The sequence below is a fragment of the Roseibium sp. genome (genome assembly GCF_965276855.1).
Taxonomy (GTDB): domain Bacteria; phylum Pseudomonadota; class Alphaproteobacteria; order Rhizobiales; family Stappiaceae; genus Roseibium.
This window is the reverse complement of the sequence record NZ_OZ255700.1, coordinates 1796839-1814244: the sequence shown is the minus strand read 5'-3', so window position 1 is coordinate 1814244 and position 17406 is coordinate 1796839. Positions and strand designations below refer to the sequence as shown.

Here is a 17406-nt window from a genome sequence, read left to right as displayed (position 1 = left end):
CGGTTACCGCCGTTTGCAAAAAGATGACGGTCAACGTCCTCCGAAACAAAACAGGGGAACATGAATATGAAACTCAAGACAATGCTTCTCGCCGTAACTTCACTCAGTGTGCTGGGTGGGGCAGCGCTGGCTCAGGACCGCACGGTCAATGTCTACAACTGGTCCGACTATATCGATGAGTCGATTCTGGAAGACTTCACCAAGGAAACCGGCATCAACGTTGTCTATGACGTGTTTGACTCCAACGAAGTGCTTGAGACCAAGCTTCTGGCTGGAGGTACCGGGTATGATGTTGTGGTCCCGACCGGCACGTTCCTGTCGCGCCAAATCCAGGCAGGTGTCTTCGACAAACTCGACAAATCCAAGCTGAGCAATATCGGAAATATGTGGTCTGATATCGAAGCGCGGGTTGCCAAATACGACCCGGACAACGCCTATTCCATCAACTACATGTGGGGCACAACCGGCCTTGGGTACAATGTCGAGAAGGTAAAGGCTGCACTTGGCGAAGACGCACCGGTTGACAGCTGGGACCTGTTGTTCAAGCCGGAAAATGCCGCAAAACTCCAAGAATGCGGTATCCATGTTCTTGATGCGCCGACCGAATTGTTCCCAGCTGCACTGAACTATCTTGGACTGGACCCGGACAGCAAGGACACCGGCGAAATTGAAAAAGCGACTGAGCTTTTGAAATCGGTCCGGCCCTACGTCCAAAAGTTCCATTCCTCGGAGTACATCAACGCGCTTGCAAATGGTGACATCTGCCTGGCCGTCGGTTGGTCTGGCGACGTTCTGCAGGCCCGTGACCGTGCAGCAGAGGCCGACAATGGCGTAACCGTGGAATACGCCATTCCGAAAGAAGGTGCACTGATGTGGTTCGACCAGATGGCGATCCCGGCAGACGCAAAAAACAAAGAGGAAGCGCATGAATTCCTGAACTACATCATGCGCCCGGATGTGATGGCGAAGGCCTCGAACTACGTCTACTACGCAAACGGCAACAAGGCCTCTCAAGAAATGCTGAATGACGATGTCATCGGCGACCCGGCGATTTATCCGCCGGCAGAGGCTGTCGAAAACCTCTACACCGTGACGTCCTACCCGCCGAAGGTAAACCGCGTTGTGACACGGTCCTGGACCTCTGTGAAAAGCGGACAGTAACCCAAGACAACCACCGGACGGCGTTTGCTGTCCGGTGGACTTTTTGTGTCTTAGTTCTTCGTGGGGTGGGGGCTAACTTGGCTAAAAAGACGATCGGACCAGTGCGCCGCGAATTTGTTCCCTGGGAAGATCCAGAGCAAAAGCCGTTTATCGAATTTCGCAATGTTACCAAGAAGTTTGGTGACTTTATCGCGGTCAACAATCTCTCACTCAAGATCTACAAGCGGGAGTTTTTTGCGCTCCTTGGCGGGTCCGGCTGCGGCAAAACCACGTTGATGCGCATGCTCGCCGGGTTCGAGACGCCCACCTCCGGTGAGATCTTTCTCGATGGCCAGGATTTGTCTGGCATTCCGCCTTTCCGGCGGCCATCCAATATGATGTTCCAGTCCTATGCGCTTTTCCCGCATATGAGCGTTGAGAAAAATATTGCATTCGGCCTGGAGCAGGACAATCTGCCGAAATCGGAAATTGATGATCGGGTCGCCGAAATGCTGCGGCTGACCAAACTTGAGCAATTCGCCAAACGCAAGCCGCACCAGTTGTCCGGCGGTCAGCGGCAGCGTGTTGCGCTGGCTCGGTCTCTCGCAAAACGCCCTAAGGTCTTGCTGCTCGATGAACCACTGGGCGCGCTGGATCGCAAGCTGCGCGAAGAAACGCAGTTTGAGCTCATGGCGCTGCAGGAAGATTTGAAAATGACCTTCCTGATCGTGACGCACGATCAGGAAGAAGCAATGACAGTCGCCGACCGGATCGCTGTCATGGATCGCGGTGAACTTGTTCAGGTGGCAACACCCTCAGAGATTTATGAAGCGCCGAACTCCAAGTTTGTTGCCGACTTTATCGGCGATGTGAACTTGATCGAGGCGAAGGTTCTGGAGAAGGCCGATAACGGCACGCGTATGCAGGCGGTTGTTGGCGACTTTGCCATTGATACGGAGCAGACAACGGCTGCTTCTGTCGGAGATACAGTCTGGTACGCCATTCGACCGGAAAAGGTTCGGATTGCGCAGGGGCAGCCAGAAGGTTCGGTGACCAATCAGATTGGTGGCATCGTTTGGGACATCGCCTATCTTGGCGACGTTTCCATCTTCCATACGAAGGTTGGTGAAGACGGTCACGACATTTTACGTGCCACCAAGGCCAACATCTCGCGCATGGTCGAAAACCCGATCACATGGGATGAAAATGTTGTCCTGACATTTGACCGGGACGCCGGTGTAATCCTGACTGGATGAGGAGGGCGGCATGAGCAAAGCGGCATCTAAATCCAAACGGGGTCTCGGCGGCTGGGGGATAATCGCAGTTCCTTATCTCTGGCTGCTGATTTTCTTCCTCGCGCCGTTCCTGATCGTCTTCAAGATTTCCCTGTCACAGGTCGCGGTTGCGATACCGCCTTATTTTCCAACGTTCGATTTGGCCGAAGGCTGGCAGGCTTTTTGGGAAGGACTTGGCGAGCTCTCCCTGGAGAACTACGTCTGGCTGACGGAAGACGCCCTCTACTGGAAGTCCTACGTCTCCTCGGTCTACATTGCCGCGGTTTCCACACTCATAACCCTCCTGATCGGTTACCCGATCGCTTACGGTATGGCGCGGAGCCCGGAAGCCTGGCGGCCTACTCTGTTAATGCTTGTGATCCTGCCTTTTTGGACCAGCTTTCTCATTCGCGTCTACGCCTGGATCGGCATTCTCAAAAACGAGGGTCTTCTCAATCAGTTTCTGATGATGTTGGGCCTGATTGACGAACCGCTGGTGATCCTGAACACCAATGCCGCGGTCTATATCGGCATCGTATACTCCTACCTGCCGTTCCTCGTGCTGCCGCTTTACGCCAGCCTTGAAAAGCTGGATGGCAGTTTGCTCGAAGCCGCAGAAGACCTTGGCTGCCCGCCATGGAAAGCCTTCTGGAAGATCACCGTTCCCTTGTCGCTTCCAGGTGTTATCGCGGGCTGTTTTCTTGTCTTCATTCCAGCTGTTGGTGAGTTCGTGATCCCGGACCTTCTCGGCGGATCGGAAACCCTGATGATCGGCAAGACGCTGTGGGTGGAGTTCTTTAACAACCGCGATTGGCCGGTATCTTCTGCGGTCGCAGTGATCCTCTTGCTGATCCTTGTGATCCCGATCGTTCTTTTCCAGAACCAGCAACAGAAAATGGCGGAGAAGAACCAATGACTCGCGGCCCTTCCTGGTTCAATGTGACGTCGATCGTCCTCGGCTTTTCGTTCCTATACCTGCCAATTGTGCTTCTGGTCATCTATTCGTTTAACGAAAGTCGGCTCGTGACGGTGTGGGGCGGGTTTTCCACCAAGTGGTATGCGGAACTCCTTCAGAACGACCAGTTGCTGGATGCGGCGTGGGTGACGCTTCGTGTTGCCTTTGTTTCGGCATCTGTCGCGACGGTGCTCGGCACAATGGCCGCATTGGTCTTGGTGCGTTCAGGGCGGTTTATGGGGCGCTCAATGTTTTCGGGCATGATCTTCGCCCCGATTGTTATGCCGGAGGTGATCCTCGGGTTGTCGCTGCTGCTTCTGTTTGTGGCGATGGATCAGGCGCGCGGGTTTTGGACAGTGATCATAGCGCACACCACGTTTGCCATGTGCTACGTGGCTGTGGTCGTGCAATCGCGGTTGGTCGGGTTCGACAAATCCGTCGAAGAGGCGGCCGAAGATCTTGGGTGCCCGCCTGTTAAAACGTTCTTCTTGATCACGCTACCGATCATCCTTCCAGGTGTTATCGCAGGCTGGATGCTGGCATTCACCCTGTCCCTGGATGATCTCGTCATTGCAAGCTTCACAACGGGGCCGGGTGCAACCACCTTGCCGATGAAAATCTATTCCCAGGTCCGCCTTGGCGTAACCCCGGAAATCAATGCGGTCTGTACGATCCTGGTCGTGCTTGTGTCGATCGGTGTGATTGCAGCGTCCATTGCCACCAAGCGGCAGCAGGTGCAGCGGGAACGGGATGAACGGGCAGCCTTCGGCGCGGACGGTTGAGGTTTATGCGCGCGGCGGGCGGAACAGGTAAATCACCAGCCAAACCGGCACCACGATGAACGCGCCGAGGATCATGTTCGGGATCGCCCAGTCCCGGAACTCAAGCATGTAGATCCACAATTGGATTGGGCTGAGACCGACGGAGCCGAGCACATCTTCTGCCGTGATGTTGATGAACGACAATCCGGCGCCGACCAGCAGCGAAATCACCGCAATCTTAAAAAGGGTCGACAGGAATTGATACAAGGTGGCAGCGTCTCTCGTTGATAATCTTGGTTTGACCGTTAAGGAATTACATACCATATCCGGTCCGGCACAAAACCATATCCATGGATCAAGATGCTGTTCGCATACGACAATCCGCAAAAAGGGTAAACCTTGCGATCTGAATGAAGGTTCATGTTTTTCGCTGCGATGCATCATTGCCCCTTGACCGAAGGAAAACTTGCAGCGAATGTGCCGCCGATGTGCCTTACGACACCAAACGGGAGTGAAAAATGAACAAAGTCTACCCGGACGCAAAGGCTGCCCTGGAGGGCCTGACCTTTGACGGAATGACTGTGATGGCCGGTGGCTTCGGCCTTTGCGGGATACCGGAGAACCTTATTGTGGCTCTGCGGGAATCCGGCGCCCAAAACATCACCGCGATCTCCAACAATGCCGGCGTGGATGATTTTGGTCTGGGCTTGCTGCTGCAAACCCGCCAGATCAAGAAAATGGTGTCGTCCTATGTGGGCGAGAACGCAACCTTCGAAAAGCAATACCTCAACGGCGAGCTGGAGCTCGAGTTCAACCCGCAAGGTACACTTGCCGAGCGGATCCGCGCTGGCGGTGCAGGCATCCCGGGTTTCTACACCAAGACCGGTGTGGGCACGCTGATTGCCGACGGCAAGGAGCACAAGGACTTCAACGGCGAGACCTACATCATGGAGACCGGCCTTGTGTCCGATGTTTCCCTGGTTAAAGCTTGGAAGGCCGACAAGGAAGGCAACCTGATCTACCGGAAGACTGCGCGGAACTTCAATCCGATGATGGCGACTGCCGGCAAAACCACTGTCGTGGAAGTGGAAGAGCTGGTTGAGGTCGGTGAACTCGACGCGGACAACATCCACACCGCCGGTATCTTTGTCGACCGCATCATTGTCGGCAGCCATGAGAAGCGCATCGAAAAGCGCACCACCCGCGAAGCCTGATCGAGTTGAGGAGATAAAAACATGGCCTGGACACGTGACGATATGGCCGCGCGCGCGGCAAAAGAACTTCACGACGGCTTTTACGTCAATCTCGGTATCGGCATTCCGACACTGGTTTCCAACTACATTCCGGATGGCATGCATGTCACCCTACAGTCGGAAAACGGCATGCTCGGCATGGGCCCGTTCCCGACCGATGATGAGGTTGATGCCGACCTGATCAACGCCGGAAAGCAGACAATCACCGAACTGCCGCAGACAAGCTATTTCTCCTCTGCCGACAGCTTCGGCATGATCCGCGGCGGTCACATTGATCTGTCGATCCTCGGCGCGATGGAAGTCTCCCAGAACGGCGATCTCGCCAACTGGATGATCCCGGGCAAGATGGTCAAGGGCATGGGCGGTGCAATGGATCTGGTCGCCGGCGTAAAGCGTGTCGTCGTCATCATGGACCACACTTCCAAGGCTGGCGATCCGAAGCTTTTGAAAGAGTGCACCTTGCCGCTGACCGGCGTGCGCTGCGTTGACCGGGTGATCACCGGCCTTGGCGTCTTCGACATCACACCGCATGGTCTGACGGTTGTGGAACTGGCTCCGGATGTTTCCCTGGATGAAGTCAAATCCAAGACCGAAGCGAACGTTGTCTGAGTATCTGAAACTGATGGTTTCCACTCTGCCGTCCCGGCCTCCGAGCCGGGACCTCGGGCATTGACGAGGCCCCGGTTCAAGTCCGGGGCGGCAGATGTGAAAGTCAAAGATCTGGAAAACGCCCGCAGTTTGCGGGCGTTTTTGTTTGCTCACTCCGCCGCTGCGGCGGCGTTGCGCTCGGCGATGGGGCGGATCGCCGGGAAGTCCTGATCGGTCAGGGTTTCCTTGGTCAATAGCAACTCCGCACCGGCATCTAGCTCGGACCGGTGATCGTTCAGGATTGCTTTTGCTCTTGCGAAGGCCGCCTCCACCCGGGCGCGGATTGCCAAATCAATCTCCCGCTGGGTTTCTTCTGAAACATCCGCCCTGTCCGGCACAGGCTGGCCAAGAAAATTCTGCTGCGGGCTTGCGTAAACCCGGTTCCCGAGTCCGCCTTCCATGCCATAGCGCATCACCATATCGCGGGCGACTTCAGTGACTTTTTGAAGATCGTCCGACGCCCCGGTCGATATCTCATTGAAGATGATTTCTTCTGCCGCACGCCCGCCCATCAAAACAGCCATCCGGTTTTCCAAGTCCTGTGTTGACAGCAAGAACCGGTCTTCGGTCGGCCGCTGCATTGTGTAGCCGAGCGCTCCGATGCCCCGCGGGATGATCGAGATCTTGTGCACTGGATCGCAGCCTTCAAGATTGGCGGCAACAAGCGCATGGCCCATCTCATGGAAGGCGACTGTCTTGCGTTCCTTTTCGGACAGAACCCGGCTGCGTTTTTCAAGCCCTGCAATCACGCGTTCGATGGCCTCGTTGAAGTCTTTCAGGGTAACGGCATCCGCATTTCGGCGGGTCGCGAGCAGGGCGGCTTCATTGATCAAGGTTGCAAGATCGGCTCCAGAGAAGCCGGCTGTCAATTGGGCGACCTGATCAAGGTCCGTGTCAGGCGCGAGTTGGATCTTCTTGACATGGACATCGAGGATGGCCCGCCGCCCGCTTTTGTCGGGGCGATCCACCAGCACCTGCCGGTCGAACCGGCCGGCACGCAGCAGTGCCTGATCCAGTATCTCCGGCCGGTTGGTCGCGGCCAGCAGAATAATGCCGCTTGAGGGATCAAACCCGTCTAATTCGGTCAGAAGCTGATTGAGGGTTTGTTCCTTTTCATCATTAGTACCCATGGCACCGCTTGACCGGGCACGCCCCAGCGCATCGAGTTCGTCGATGAATATGATGGCCGGGGCCGCCTTGCGTGCCTGTTCAAAGAGGTCCCGGACACGGGCCGCGCCAACACCAACGAACATCTCGACAAACTCGGAACCCGAGATCGAGAAGAACGGAACACCTGCTTCACCGGCCACTGCTCGGGCAAGCAACGTCTTACCGGTACCCGGAGGGCCCACCAGGAGAATGCCCTTTGGCACATGCGCGCCAAGCCGGCCGTAGGACTTCGGGTCTTTCAGGAAATCGACGATCTCCTTCAGTTCCCGCTTGGCCTCATCAACCCCGGCGACATTTTCAAAGCTGACCTCAACGTCGGTCTCCACATAGACTTTCGCCTTAGACTTGCCGACAGTCATCATCCCGCCAATGCCCTGCTTTTCGGCGAACTTCCGGATGAAGAACATCCAAAGGCCAAAGAGCAGCAAAACCGGCAACACCCAGGAGAGAATGTCCCGGATGAGCGTGCTCTCGATCACCCCGGTGAACTTTACATCGTATTTCGTGAGTTCTTCAGCGAGCGGCAGTTCCACGCGGGTCGTCACAAAATACTGTTTGCCATCCTTCAGAGGCTCCTTGAATTTGCCTTGAATGGTGTTTTCCTTGACGGAAATCTCCTCGATTTTCTTGTCCTTGAGGTACTGTTCGAACTGGCTATAGGGGATCTCTTCAATGGTCTTATAGGCCGTCCACCAGCTCTGAAAGGTCAGCACCAGCATCATTGCGATGAAGGCGTACCAAAGATTGATCTGGTGCTTCTTCTCCATGGGAAGGGAGTCCTCTAACCGTTGAATTTGACGATGCCCATTGGTGGGTTTCGGCACAAATGTGTCAAGCCGGTTGGCGGTCCCTTTCCCCGCCAACCGGTATGATGCCCTGGTGTCTTTTGCCTGGAGTGGACGTGCAATCAGATGCGCATACGGGGCACGTCATGCGGATCAAGCCGCAACTCGATCAGGATTGGTCCCTTGCGGTTTTCCAATGCATTCAGCGCTGTTTGAAGCTCGTCATCCGACCGGACTTCAACGCCCGTTCCGCCAAGCGAAGTCGCGACCTCGGCGAAGGACGGCCACTGGAATGTCGTGAGGCTCGGGTCCATTTGACGATCGAGGAACTGGATGTGTTCAGCGCCATAGGCAGAGTCGTTTGCCACGATAATGATTAGGTCCAGCCCAAGGCGAACAGCCGTGTTGAACTCGTTGATGCCGCCCATCATGAAGCCGCCATCGCCGGTAAACAGCACAACCGGACGGTCGGGAGCTGCAACCCCTGCACCAATTGCTTCCTGAAGGCCGAGGCCAATGGAACCGAAATTGGCCGTGTTCACGAAACTCTTCGGGTCGGGGGCGGAGATGCGGCACCACACCTCAGTCATGAAGCGGCCGCCATCGGATACAAGAACCCTGTTCTTGGGCAGTGCTTCTTCAAACCGCTCCAAGGCGCCGACATAATTGACGAAGCCGTCAGCCGTTGTTTTCTTGTCCACCGGATGTGCCATCAATGTGGCGGTGTCGAGTTCGCGGGTGAAGCCACTTGCCGGAATTTCTGCCTCGTTGAGCCAATAAAGGATCGTTTCGGCTGTCAAACCGGCATCTGCAAGAAGCGCAGCGTCCGGGTGAAGCGCGCCGCCGATGGCCGTCGGTTCGACATCCACTTGCACAATCCGCTTGTCTTTCATCAGCTTGCCGCGATCCGTTGTGAAGTCGTGGAGTCCGGTTCCGAAACAGACAATGCAGTCCGTTTGCGCAATCAGATCGTAGGCGGCTGGCGTTGAGAGCGTTCCAAAAATATCAATGTTGTATGGATGGTCCTTGAAAAGGCCCTTCGCTTTCAGGGTCGTTGCAAGCGGGGCTTCCAGCCGGTCGGCAAGTTTGATCAATTGGTCCCGTGCATCAATGGCCCCACCGCCGGCGAGGATCATTGGACGGCGTGCCGATGCGATCATACCAATGGCTTCATCCAGAATGCCGCCTTCCGCAACACCGCCCGGAGCGGTGAAGACGTCCAGGATATGCTTTTCATAAGCAGCTTCCTGCCACATGAAATCTGCTGGCATGTTCAAGACGATCGGACGGCGCTCCACCTGAGCGCGGTAGAAGGCCCGCGCGACATCCATGGCGACCGTCTCCGGTGTGCGCAGCTGCTCAAAACCTGCGCCCGTTGCCTTGATTAATTCGCGCTGGTCAATGCCTTGCAAGTGCCGCGGGTTTTCAGCAGGCGTGTCCCCGGCAAACAGAACGATTGGCAAGTGTCCGCGGACACCTTCCGTGATCGCAGTAAGACAGTTCGTAAGCGCGGGGCCATGGGTTACCGTTGCAACACCAACGGCTCCGCTCACATGGGTGTAGGCGAGAGCCATGAGGACAGAACTTCCTTCATGAGCAGCTGGAACGAAGCGGCCACTGCAATCCCGCACAAAGCTGTCGACCATGAACAGATTGGCATCGCCCATCAGGCCGAACATTGTCTCAACGCCATGGTCTTTGATCGCCCTGGCAATAGATTGATAGACATGCAGCTTTGTCGTCACCGGTCGTACTCCTCATGAAATATTAGCTTACTCATAAACGATTTGTTGTGCGGGAACCGTGCATTTGCGGATAATGATCGGGGTAGAGTGCATACTTTGTGCAAAGTAGAGCGTAGGGCGCAGGAAACATGCGTTAGGCGCCTGTCCAGTCATTTGCTCCTGCTGGCAAACCGGAAGCGAGGGAGAGGTGCCCGGTAGATCCTTCAAACCTGATTTCAACGCGGAACTCAAAAACTGGAATGTTAGGTTCCGATTTTACTTGACCCAGCCTCAGATTTCTATACTTGAGAGCGCAGGTCATGTTTTGTCCTAACGAAATAACAGGGAGTGCCCAAATGCCTTCATTCCGTTCAACAGTATCCCGCGCCGGTCTGGCTGCTGCGTTGTTGATCGCATCATCCCCGCTTGCCTTGGCGACCGGTGAGCTGAACCTCTATTCTTCGCGCCATTACGATACAGACGAACGTCTGTACTCTGATTTCGAAGAACAGAGCGGCATCAAGATCAACCGCATCGAAGGTAAAGCGGATGAACTGCTGACCCGCATGGAAGCCGAGGGCCAAAACAGCCCGGCCGACATTCTTTTGACTGTTGACACGTCGCGCCTTGAGCGTGCGAAGGGTATGGGCCTTCTTCAGTCTGTAGAGTCCCCTGTTCTGGAACAGCGTCTGCCAGGTTATGTGCAGGACGACGATAATCAGTGGTTCGGCTTCTCTCAGCGCGCGCGCATCATCTTCTACGATAAGGAGAAAGTTGCCGAGCCGCCGCGGACCTATCAGGATCTGGCAGATCCGAAATACAAAGGCATGATCTGTATCCGCTCATCGTCCAACGTCTATACGCAGACCATCACGGCCGCTCTGATTGAGCACCTGGGTGAAGAAGCCGTGAAAGACTGGGCAACGGCCGTGGTCGGCAACTTTGCCCGCGATCCGCAAGGCGGCGACACCGATCAGCTGCGCGGTATTGTGTCCGGTGAGTGCGCGATCGCCATGTCCAACACCTATTACTTCGGCCGTGCGCTTCGCAAGCCGGTCAAGGGTCTGTCTGACGATGTTGCGAAAATCGGCTGGGTCTTCCCGAACCAGGACACGATTGGCGCTCATATGAACCTGTCCGGTGGCGGTGTTGCCAAGCACGCACCGAACAAGGAAAACGCTATCAAGTTCCTCGAGTACCTGGCATCTGATCAGGCACAGCAGTATTTCTCTGCCGGTAATGACGAATATCCAGCTGTCCCGGGCGTCGGCATCAGCCCGTCAGTTGCTCAGCTTGGTTTCTTCAAGCCGGATGATGTGGATGCATCTGCAATCGCGGAAAACGTACCGGCTGCCCAGAAGCTTCTCAACGAGGCTGGCTGGAAGTAACAGGTTCATCTGTACAACGCAGTTGAGATGAAACAAACCCCTTCGCGCAGCTGCGCGGAGGGGTTTTTTGTTTGGTGCAAGGGAGAAATGGATGGCCTTCGCGGACCCCAAGCGTAACACTCGAGAAAAGCGTGCGGCGCCAACATGCCAACTGACAAGGTTAGACTGCGCTGGGTCGGCTCGACTGGCGGCCTGGGCGCCGTGCCAGAGCCTTGCAAAGCAGGATGACGGGAAGCAATCCGACAGCAACAATCACCAGTGACGGTACTGCGGCGCCTGACAGGCGCTCATCGGATGCCAGCCTGTAGGCCTGTACGGCAAGTGTGTCGAAGTTGAAAGGACGCATGATGAGGGTGGCGGGCAGCTCCTTCATCACGTCCACAAAAACGATTAGCATCGCCGTAAATACGGTCGGCCGCAGAATTGGGAAGTGGACGCTCCAGAGCATGGTCATCGGAGACCGCCCGAGCGTTCGGGCAACTGCATCGGTCGTGGGGTGTATCGTCGAGAGTCCGGCTTCGACCGTGTTGAGGGCCGCGGCCATGAACCGCACCATATAGGCCATGACGAGCACCGTGATCGTGCCGGTGAACAAAAGTCCGGTCGATATGCCGAACCAGTCGCGCATCAAGCCGTCGATGCCATTGTCGAGTGCGGCAAACGGAACAAGCAGGCCGACAGCAATGACGCCGCCGGGAACCGCATAGCCAATCCGGCTGACATGTGCGGCTGACAGCGAGAGCCGGCCCGGATTAAGGCGCAGGTTGAACGCCACCAGCATGGCCGCAAGAACTGTCACAACGGAGGCAACGCCTGCCAGGATGATCGAATTGGTGATAAAACCGATGTACCTGCTGGAAAACAGGTCCTGCTCGGAGTCGAAGCTCATTTCTAACAGGAGCACCAGCGGCAGGATGAAACCGAAAAACACCGGTGCCCCGCAAGCGGCCATTGCGCCAATTTTTGCCCAGCCAGTCAGCTGCGTAGGGGGAACGCGTTCGATCCGTTTGCCGGCGTTGTGGGTTTTCGCCGCGCCGCGCTGCATTCGTTCCAGGATCGCGATGAACAAGGCAAATGTCAGCAGACAAAGCGCCAATTGGGCGGCACCCCCACGGTCAGCAAGGGAAAACCAACTTGTGTAGATGCCGGTCGCAAACGTCTGAATTCCGAAGTAGCTGACGGTTCCGAAGTCGGCGATGGTCTCCATCACTGCCAAAAGCACGCCGCCGGCAATGGCCGGACGGGCCATCGGCAGGGAGACAGTCCAGAAGGCGCCCCACGGGCCGCGGCCGAGAGATCGGGCTGCGAGTGTTGCCGTCGCGGATTCCTGTAAGAAGGCTGTACGGGCCAAGAGATAGACATAAGGATAGAGCACCAGGGTCAGCATCAGCGCTGCCCCTTCTACGCTCCTAATTTCCGGGAACCAGTAGTCCCGAGGTCCCCATCCGGTGACATCTCGCAAGAAGGTCTGGACCGCGCCTGGATGATCCAGAAAGTCGGTATAGGCATAGCCCATGACATAGGCCGGAAAGGCGAAGGGAAGGGCGAGTGAGATCTCAAAGAAGCGTACCCCTGGAAACCGTGTCATCGTCACGAGCCAGGCCGTGCCCGTCCCGATGATTGCGGTAAAGATGGCCACGAGCACCATAAGGGCCAGTGTTGTCAACGTGTACCGAAGCAGCACGGTGTCGATCAGGTGAGACAGGGTATCGAAGGAGCCGAGCGCCGCTGCGATTGCGACCGCAACCATCGGCAACAGGCACATTGCTCCGATGACGATTGTGCAAATGATCAGCGTTCGGCTACCCATTGCAGACCGTGTTCTGAACCACTTCGTCGCCGACAAACTGAAGCTGAATGTGGAACTGGACAGGATCTAACCTCAGCCGGAAAGCTATTTCGTTACTTGAAACTGGCTAACCCTTTCGAGATGCCGGTCCCCGCAGCATTGGTTTCTAGGAGCCGAAGCCTCTCACGATGCCAATAACCGTCGTGTTAACTGGCAAATAAGAGCCAAAAGGTCAAGTTATGCTTAGACCCCTTGGGCGTGTCATTCTGACAGCACGCGTTCGGTCGGAAATGTGATCTCGACCAGCGTCCCCTGATCCGGCGTGGAATCAATATGGAACTGAGCCCGGTTGGCTTCCGCCAATGCCTTGGTCAATGGCAAGCCCAAGCCGGTACCGCCGCCACGGCGGGCCGTATGGACTTGGCGGAACGGTTCCAACGCAGCGGCGAGTTGCTTTGGGTTCATCCCCGAGCCGGTGTCTCGGACACGGATGGAGACTTCGCCATTTGGTTCCAATGTGGTCGACAAGATCACTTGTCCACCGGACTTGTTGTACTTGATCCCGTTGGAAAGCAGGTTGAGCACAATCTGACGCAAGGAACGCGGATCGGCCACAATATTCGGCACTGCATCCGGCAGGCTGGCCCGAATGATGACCCGTTCCCGGTTTGCTTGCGGTTGCATGAGCGCGACGCACTCATTGATGATGTCGTTGGCGGAAACGGCCGAGAATTTCAGATCCTGTTTGCCGGCCTCGATCTTGGAAAGATCCAGAAGATCATTGATCAGGCTCATGATATGTGAGCCCGAAGTCCGAATGTCCTTCAGGTAATCCTTATATCGGTCGTTGCCGATCGGACCAAACCGTTCTTCCATCATGACTTCGGAGAAGCCAATAATGGCGTTGAGCGGCGTCCGGATTTCGTGGCTGATCTTGGCTAGAAAGTCGGATTTCTGGGAGCTGGCGTTTTCGGCCTGGCGCTTGGCTTGTGTCAGTTCTTCTTCGGCGGTTTTCCATTGGGTGATGTCACGCAGAACCACGCAGAACTTTGTGTCATCCTTGTCGCCGATCCGGCCCATTGTCATGAAAAGCGGGATCAGACCTCCGGTAGGTACCTTGCCCAAGACCTCCCGGCCATCATTCAAAATGCTGGCAACGCCGTTGCGCGCCAGACCGTCGAGATAATCTTCGGCGGAACGGTGGCTCTCTGGCGCCAGGAACTCGATGAACGGAGAACCAATCATCTCGCCGCGGCTCGCGCTAAATAGGGCTTCCGCGGATCCGTTGACCTTCAAGATCGTACCATGCTCATCCAGCACAAGAACGCCGTCGGTGGCCGTTTCGAGGATGGTTTCCATCTCGGAGATTTGCGTCCGGGCACCGTCCAGTTCGCTGCGGACTTCTTTGAAGAAATTGGGCGCTGTTCCTTCTGAAGCCGCCGGTGCAGGCTTGCTGGTCCGTTCGGTGATCGAAATCATGAGCCCGCGGCTTCCGTTCCAAGGTACGGAATGCATGTGGGCATCTACCGAGCGTACGCCGCCATCCGCGAGCCTGACTTTCATGGTCTCGTCGACCTCGCCTTCCATGCCGTCGGCATCGGGGAGGTCTTCAGCTTCATCAATGAAAAGCGCTTCCAGGCCGCCTGCTTCACTCAATTCACGGATCGATCGGTATCCCAAGATGCTCAAGAGCGCCTTGTTTGCATAAAGCACATCCCGGTCATGGGCGATGGCGATTCCGATTGGGAGACGGTCAAGGAGGCTTGGGTCAATCGGTCCTGCTTCTGGCACTTCAGGCGGCAGATCCGGCAGATCCTCTTCTTGGCTGTCTGCTTCATCCGCATCCGGTTCATCCCAGCCTTCCAGGTCCCCTTCCAGCCGGGCACCAAGCGCTTCTGCGATCTTCCGGAACGCCTGACGTTCCGGGCGCGAGAGGCCGGATGTATCAACCGGGACAACACGCGGGTTGACCGTTGCAAGCGGGATCACATTGTCGGAAGAAGGCTCTGGCTTGAGAATGTCGGCCGTATCGGTCGCCTGTAGATCTTCCTCAAACTCGGCCGCGAGTTCTTCGGCTTCAAAGGCGGCAGTTTCTTCAAAAAACTCACGCTCTTCGTTTTCTTCCAGATCAGTGCTCAAGAGGCCGGCATCGAAGGTCGCTTCGTCTGCTTCATCGACTTCGGCAACAGCCTCAACATCTGCCATATCATCGACAGCCTCTTCGAGGCCTTTGCCCTGGTCCTGAACTGTTTCTGTTTCCGCATCGACTTCTTGATCCGTCGCCGGGATTTCCGTTTCGGTGTCAGCGAACAAATCCTGTTCCGGCGCGGGTTTAGGTTCCTTCTTGAATGACTTTTGGAGCGAGCGGACAGCCGTTTCGATCTCTGAGGCGTCGAGCGGGGCTGGCCCTGAAATACCTGAAGGTTCTGGTGCCTTATCGAGTACTTCATGCTCAATGCTTTCTGAGGCTTCGGGCTCCTGCAGATCTGCGTTCTCAGGTTCCTGCGCGTCCGCACTGCTTGGTTCGACCGCTTCTGACAGGCTATTCGCACCGGCCTCGTCAGCTACTTTCACAATGTCGCTGTCCATTTCCGGCGTTTCCAGGTCGAAATCATTGCCGGACACACCCTGTTGGAGCGCTGCGTCCATTTTCATGGCAGCCTCAAGAGGCGAGTTCTGCTCCTCTGCAGTATCGTCAATGGTCGTTTGTTCGTCCGGCAATGGCTCTTCCGATGGGCTCGCAGACTGGCCGATTGCTTCTTCCACCTTTTCCGGTGTGTTTGGCTCAGGGGAGCTTTTCGGTGTGGTGTCTGAAAAGCGTGACAGGGAGCCAACCAACGCTGCCGCGCTCGCACCAATTGCCATCTTTCCGGCCAAAGCGTCCGGTTGTTTGGGCTTCAGGTCTTCTGCAGCGGGGACCGGTGATGCTTCGGTTTCTGAGCGCTCGGCTCTTTCGACCAGACGCCCTTCATTGACATTATGATGATCATCAACCGGCTCAGTCTCATTTGATGCGTGAGTGTCCTCAGCTTCTTCGTCAGCCTCTGAGTGCCCGCCTTCCAACTGCTCATCAAACGCTGCCATTGCCGGGCTGAGCGCGGCGATCCTTGCGCCGGGTTTGGCATCAGCCGCTCGGCAAACACCGAACCCGCGGTAGCCTTCGAAAGTCCGGTTCCGATCAAAAGCCGGAAGCGCTGCCATATCAACGGGGACGCGCAGGGCAGCGTCCGTGACTGGCCAGTCAACCGTTTTGCCACTCCATGTGTCACGGCGGTCAAGCGCTCTTGCAATGCTGCCGCGTGGGTCGAGATCAAATCGGTTGGCAACCTCGGCCCAGGTCAGTCCGACAATGTCCGCGCTGGCTGGTCCGACCACGTTGGCAAACTCATCAGAGAGGAACGTGAAACGCTGGTTGATATCCATCTTCCAAGCAAAACGGACTGGGCGCCTGCCAGGCTGGAACACAAAGTCAGATTCTTCTTCCGCGGCTGGGACGCTTTCTGGATCATTGGCACTGGCGTCGAGATCTTCGGAAGCCTCCAACGCCTGCGGGCTGTCTATCAAGGCAGTGTCATCTGAAATATCTGCAGGTTCTTGTTCCTGGTCGTCCCCATCTGCGGGTGACTGGGCAGCCTCGGCTTGGTCAGCAGAGACCTCTGTGGCCAACTCAAGGCTGTCTCGTGGTTCCGCAGTTACCACTTCGGGATCTGCCACGGCCACGGAAGGCAGCGCTTCTGCAGCTTCCTCGAGTACATCGGCGCGAGCCCACACAGATCCTGCTGGGTCAGCCGTGACATCGACTTCGGGCTCTTCCACCTCCGGCGCTTTGATCCGTTCATTGTCCAACGCGATCAGTTTCTGGTCCTTGGAGAGTTGAAAAAGCGCGCCTTCGTGCAGTGAGCCATCAAGTTCAATTGGACCAAACACCGCGCGATGTCCGTCCAGCGGAGCCATGTCCTCTGGGGTGCCGGTCAAAGGTCCATAGTTTGCGGAGACAATGCCTCTGTCTGTGACGAAGACAGTTACGTCGGTATTGCTCACAAGCTGAGCGAAGGTCACGACCGGATCTTTCGTCGTCGAGAAGCCTTTGTCAGCGCAGATGATGAGGGCTGCAGCCGATCCGTCCTCAAGAACAACCTTTTTACACTGACAGGTGAGCAGCATCACGCGCAGGCCACGATAGAAGCGCAGCCGGTCGATGCTGAACCGATCTTCAAATCCGGAGGCTGCAATACGCGCAATATGCGGGCGGGCCGGGGAGCGCTCGAGCGAATTCAGGTTCGCCAATGCAGAAACGGAGTCCGCTGAGAAGAATGCTGCACCAGCGGCATTCGCCCACAAGACGCGCCCTCCGTCAGCGGACCATAACCAGGCAGCGCGCCGATCCGCCACAAGCTCGACCAGGTCGTTCATGCCTGTCAGGTCAAGAAAGGTACGGGTCTGATGGTCCATGCTCTGCTCCAAAGGATCAAGTGGCACCGGGCGCACGACGCAATAACCCAGCATTTTTCAGCAGCGT

At 56.4% G+C, this 17406-nt stretch carries 12 protein-coding genes; 7 read left to right on the top strand and 5 right to left on the bottom strand.

Annotation, left to right across the window (positions count from 1 at the left end):
- The first annotated feature begins 81 nt into the window (after positions 1-81).
- The 4 genes from ACQY4Z_RS08275 (at position 82) to ACQY4Z_RS08260 (ending at position 4151) form a co-directional block, all read left to right on the top strand.
- Positions 82-1161 carry a polyamine ABC transporter substrate-binding protein gene (locus ACQY4Z_RS08275; RefSeq protein WP_371932323.1) on the top strand — a complete coding sequence of 360 codons (1080 nt, stop codon included), beginning with the start codon at positions 82-84 and terminating at the stop codon, positions 1159-1161.
- 77 nt (positions 1162-1238) lie between these two features.
- Positions 1239-2396 (top strand): ABC transporter ATP-binding protein, encoded by a 1158-nt coding sequence (locus tag ACQY4Z_RS08270; protein ID WP_428528298.1) that lies wholly within the window; start codon positions 1239-1241, stop codon positions 2394-2396.
- 10 nt (positions 2397-2406) lie between these two features.
- Positions 2407-3330: an ABC transporter permease subunit gene (locus ACQY4Z_RS08265; protein WP_428528296.1), complete on the top strand. Its 924-nt coding sequence runs from the start codon at positions 2407-2409 to the stop codon at positions 3328-3330.
- The gene (locus ACQY4Z_RS08260) at positions 3327-4151 is read left to right on the top strand and encodes an ABC transporter permease (RefSeq protein ID WP_428528294.1); all 825 of its coding nucleotides are present in this window, start codon (positions 3327-3329) and stop codon (positions 4149-4151) included. The genes ACQY4Z_RS08265 and ACQY4Z_RS08260 overlap by 4 nt, the downstream gene beginning before the upstream one ends.
- Positions 4152-4154: 3 nt before the next feature.
- Here ACQY4Z_RS08260 and ACQY4Z_RS08255 read toward each other — a convergent pair whose 3' ends face one another.
- Positions 4155-4397, bottom strand: a complete 243-nt coding sequence (locus ACQY4Z_RS08255) for a DUF6460 domain-containing protein (protein WP_055670357.1) — start codon at positions 4395-4397, stop codon at positions 4155-4157.
- A gap of 251 nt (positions 4398-4648) precedes the next feature.
- On the opposite strand from ACQY4Z_RS08255, the gene ACQY4Z_RS08250 reads away from it, so the two are divergent.
- Positions 4649-5344, top strand: coding sequence for a CoA transferase subunit A (locus tag ACQY4Z_RS08250; RefSeq protein ID WP_008190021.1), 696 nt, complete (start codon positions 4649-4651; stop codon positions 5342-5344).
- 21 nt (positions 5345-5365) lie between these two features.
- Positions 5366-5992: a CoA transferase subunit B gene (locus ACQY4Z_RS08245; RefSeq protein ID WP_133948546.1), complete on the top strand. Its 627-nt coding sequence runs from the start codon at positions 5366-5368 to the stop codon at positions 5990-5992.
- A gap of 149 nt (positions 5993-6141) precedes the next feature.
- Here ACQY4Z_RS08245 and ftsH read toward each other — a convergent pair whose 3' ends face one another.
- Both ftsH and ACQY4Z_RS08235 read right to left on the bottom strand, forming a co-directional pair.
- On the bottom strand, positions 6142-7968 hold the full coding sequence (gene ftsH, locus ACQY4Z_RS08240; RefSeq protein WP_133948544.1) for an ATP-dependent zinc metalloprotease FtsH: 1827 nt from the start codon (positions 7966-7968) through the stop codon (positions 6142-6144).
- Positions 7969-8108: 140 nt separating this feature from the next.
- The gene (locus tag ACQY4Z_RS08235; RefSeq protein WP_428528291.1) at positions 8109-9731 is read right to left on the bottom strand and encodes a thiamine pyrophosphate-binding protein; all 1623 of its coding nucleotides are present in this window, start codon (positions 9729-9731) and stop codon (positions 8109-8111) included.
- 335 nt (positions 9732-10066) lie between these two features.
- Here ACQY4Z_RS08235 and ACQY4Z_RS08230 point away from each other — a divergent pair, with 335 nt between their 5' ends.
- Positions 10067-11098, top strand: coding sequence for a Fe(3+) ABC transporter substrate-binding protein (locus ACQY4Z_RS08230; RefSeq protein WP_208326700.1), 1032 nt, complete (start codon positions 10067-10069; stop codon positions 11096-11098).
- A 160-nt stretch (positions 11099-11258) separates the two neighbouring features.
- On the opposite strand, the gene ACQY4Z_RS08225 is transcribed toward ACQY4Z_RS08230, so the two are convergent.
- Positions 11259-12908 carry an ABC transporter permease gene (locus ACQY4Z_RS08225; RefSeq protein WP_428528289.1) on the bottom strand — a complete coding sequence of 550 codons (1650 nt, stop codon included), beginning with the start codon at positions 12906-12908 and terminating at the stop codon, positions 11259-11261.
- A gap of 240 nt (positions 12909-13148) precedes the next feature.
- Complete coding sequence (locus ACQY4Z_RS08220) at positions 13149-17339, bottom strand: ATP-binding protein (protein WP_428528287.1); 4191 nt, start codon at positions 17337-17339, stop codon at positions 13149-13151.
- Positions 17340-17406 lie beyond the last annotated feature (67 nt).

What these genes read in the sequence shown, in the direction of transcription:
- ACQY4Z_RS08275 (WP_371932323.1), top strand. Translation starts at nt 82, where the DNA reads ATGCTTCTCGCCGTAACTTCACTCAGTGTGCTGGGTGGGGCAGCGCTG.
- ACQY4Z_RS08265 (WP_428528296.1), top strand. Translation starts at nt 2,407, where the DNA reads ATGAGCAAAGCGGCATCTAAATCCAAACGGGGTCTCGGCGGCTGGGGG.
- ACQY4Z_RS08260 (WP_428528294.1), top strand. Translation starts at nt 3,327, where the DNA reads ATGACTCGCGGCCCTTCCTGGTTCAATGTGACGTCGATCGTCCTCGGC.
- ACQY4Z_RS08250 (WP_008190021.1), top strand. Translation starts at nt 4,649, where the DNA reads ATGAACAAAGTCTACCCGGACGCAAAGGCTGCCCTGGAGGGCCTGACC.
- ACQY4Z_RS08245 (WP_133948546.1), top strand. Translation starts at nt 5,366, where the DNA reads ATGGCCTGGACACGTGACGATATGGCCGCGCGCGCGGCAAAAGAACTT.
- ftsH (WP_133948544.1), bottom strand. Translation starts at nt 7,968, where the DNA reads ATGGAGAAGAAGCACCAGATCAATCTTTGGTACGCCTTCATCGCAATG.
- ACQY4Z_RS08230 (WP_208326700.1), top strand. Translation starts at nt 10,067, where the DNA reads ATGCCTTCATTCCGTTCAACAGTATCCCGCGCCGGTCTGGCTGCTGCG.
- ACQY4Z_RS08225 (WP_428528289.1), bottom strand. Translation starts at nt 12,908, where the DNA reads ATGGGTAGCCGAACGCTGATCATTTGCACAATCGTCATCGGAGCAATG.
- ACQY4Z_RS08220 (WP_428528287.1), bottom strand. Translation starts at nt 17,339, where the DNA reads ATGGACCATCAGACCCGTACCTTTCTTGACCTGACAGGCATGAACGAC.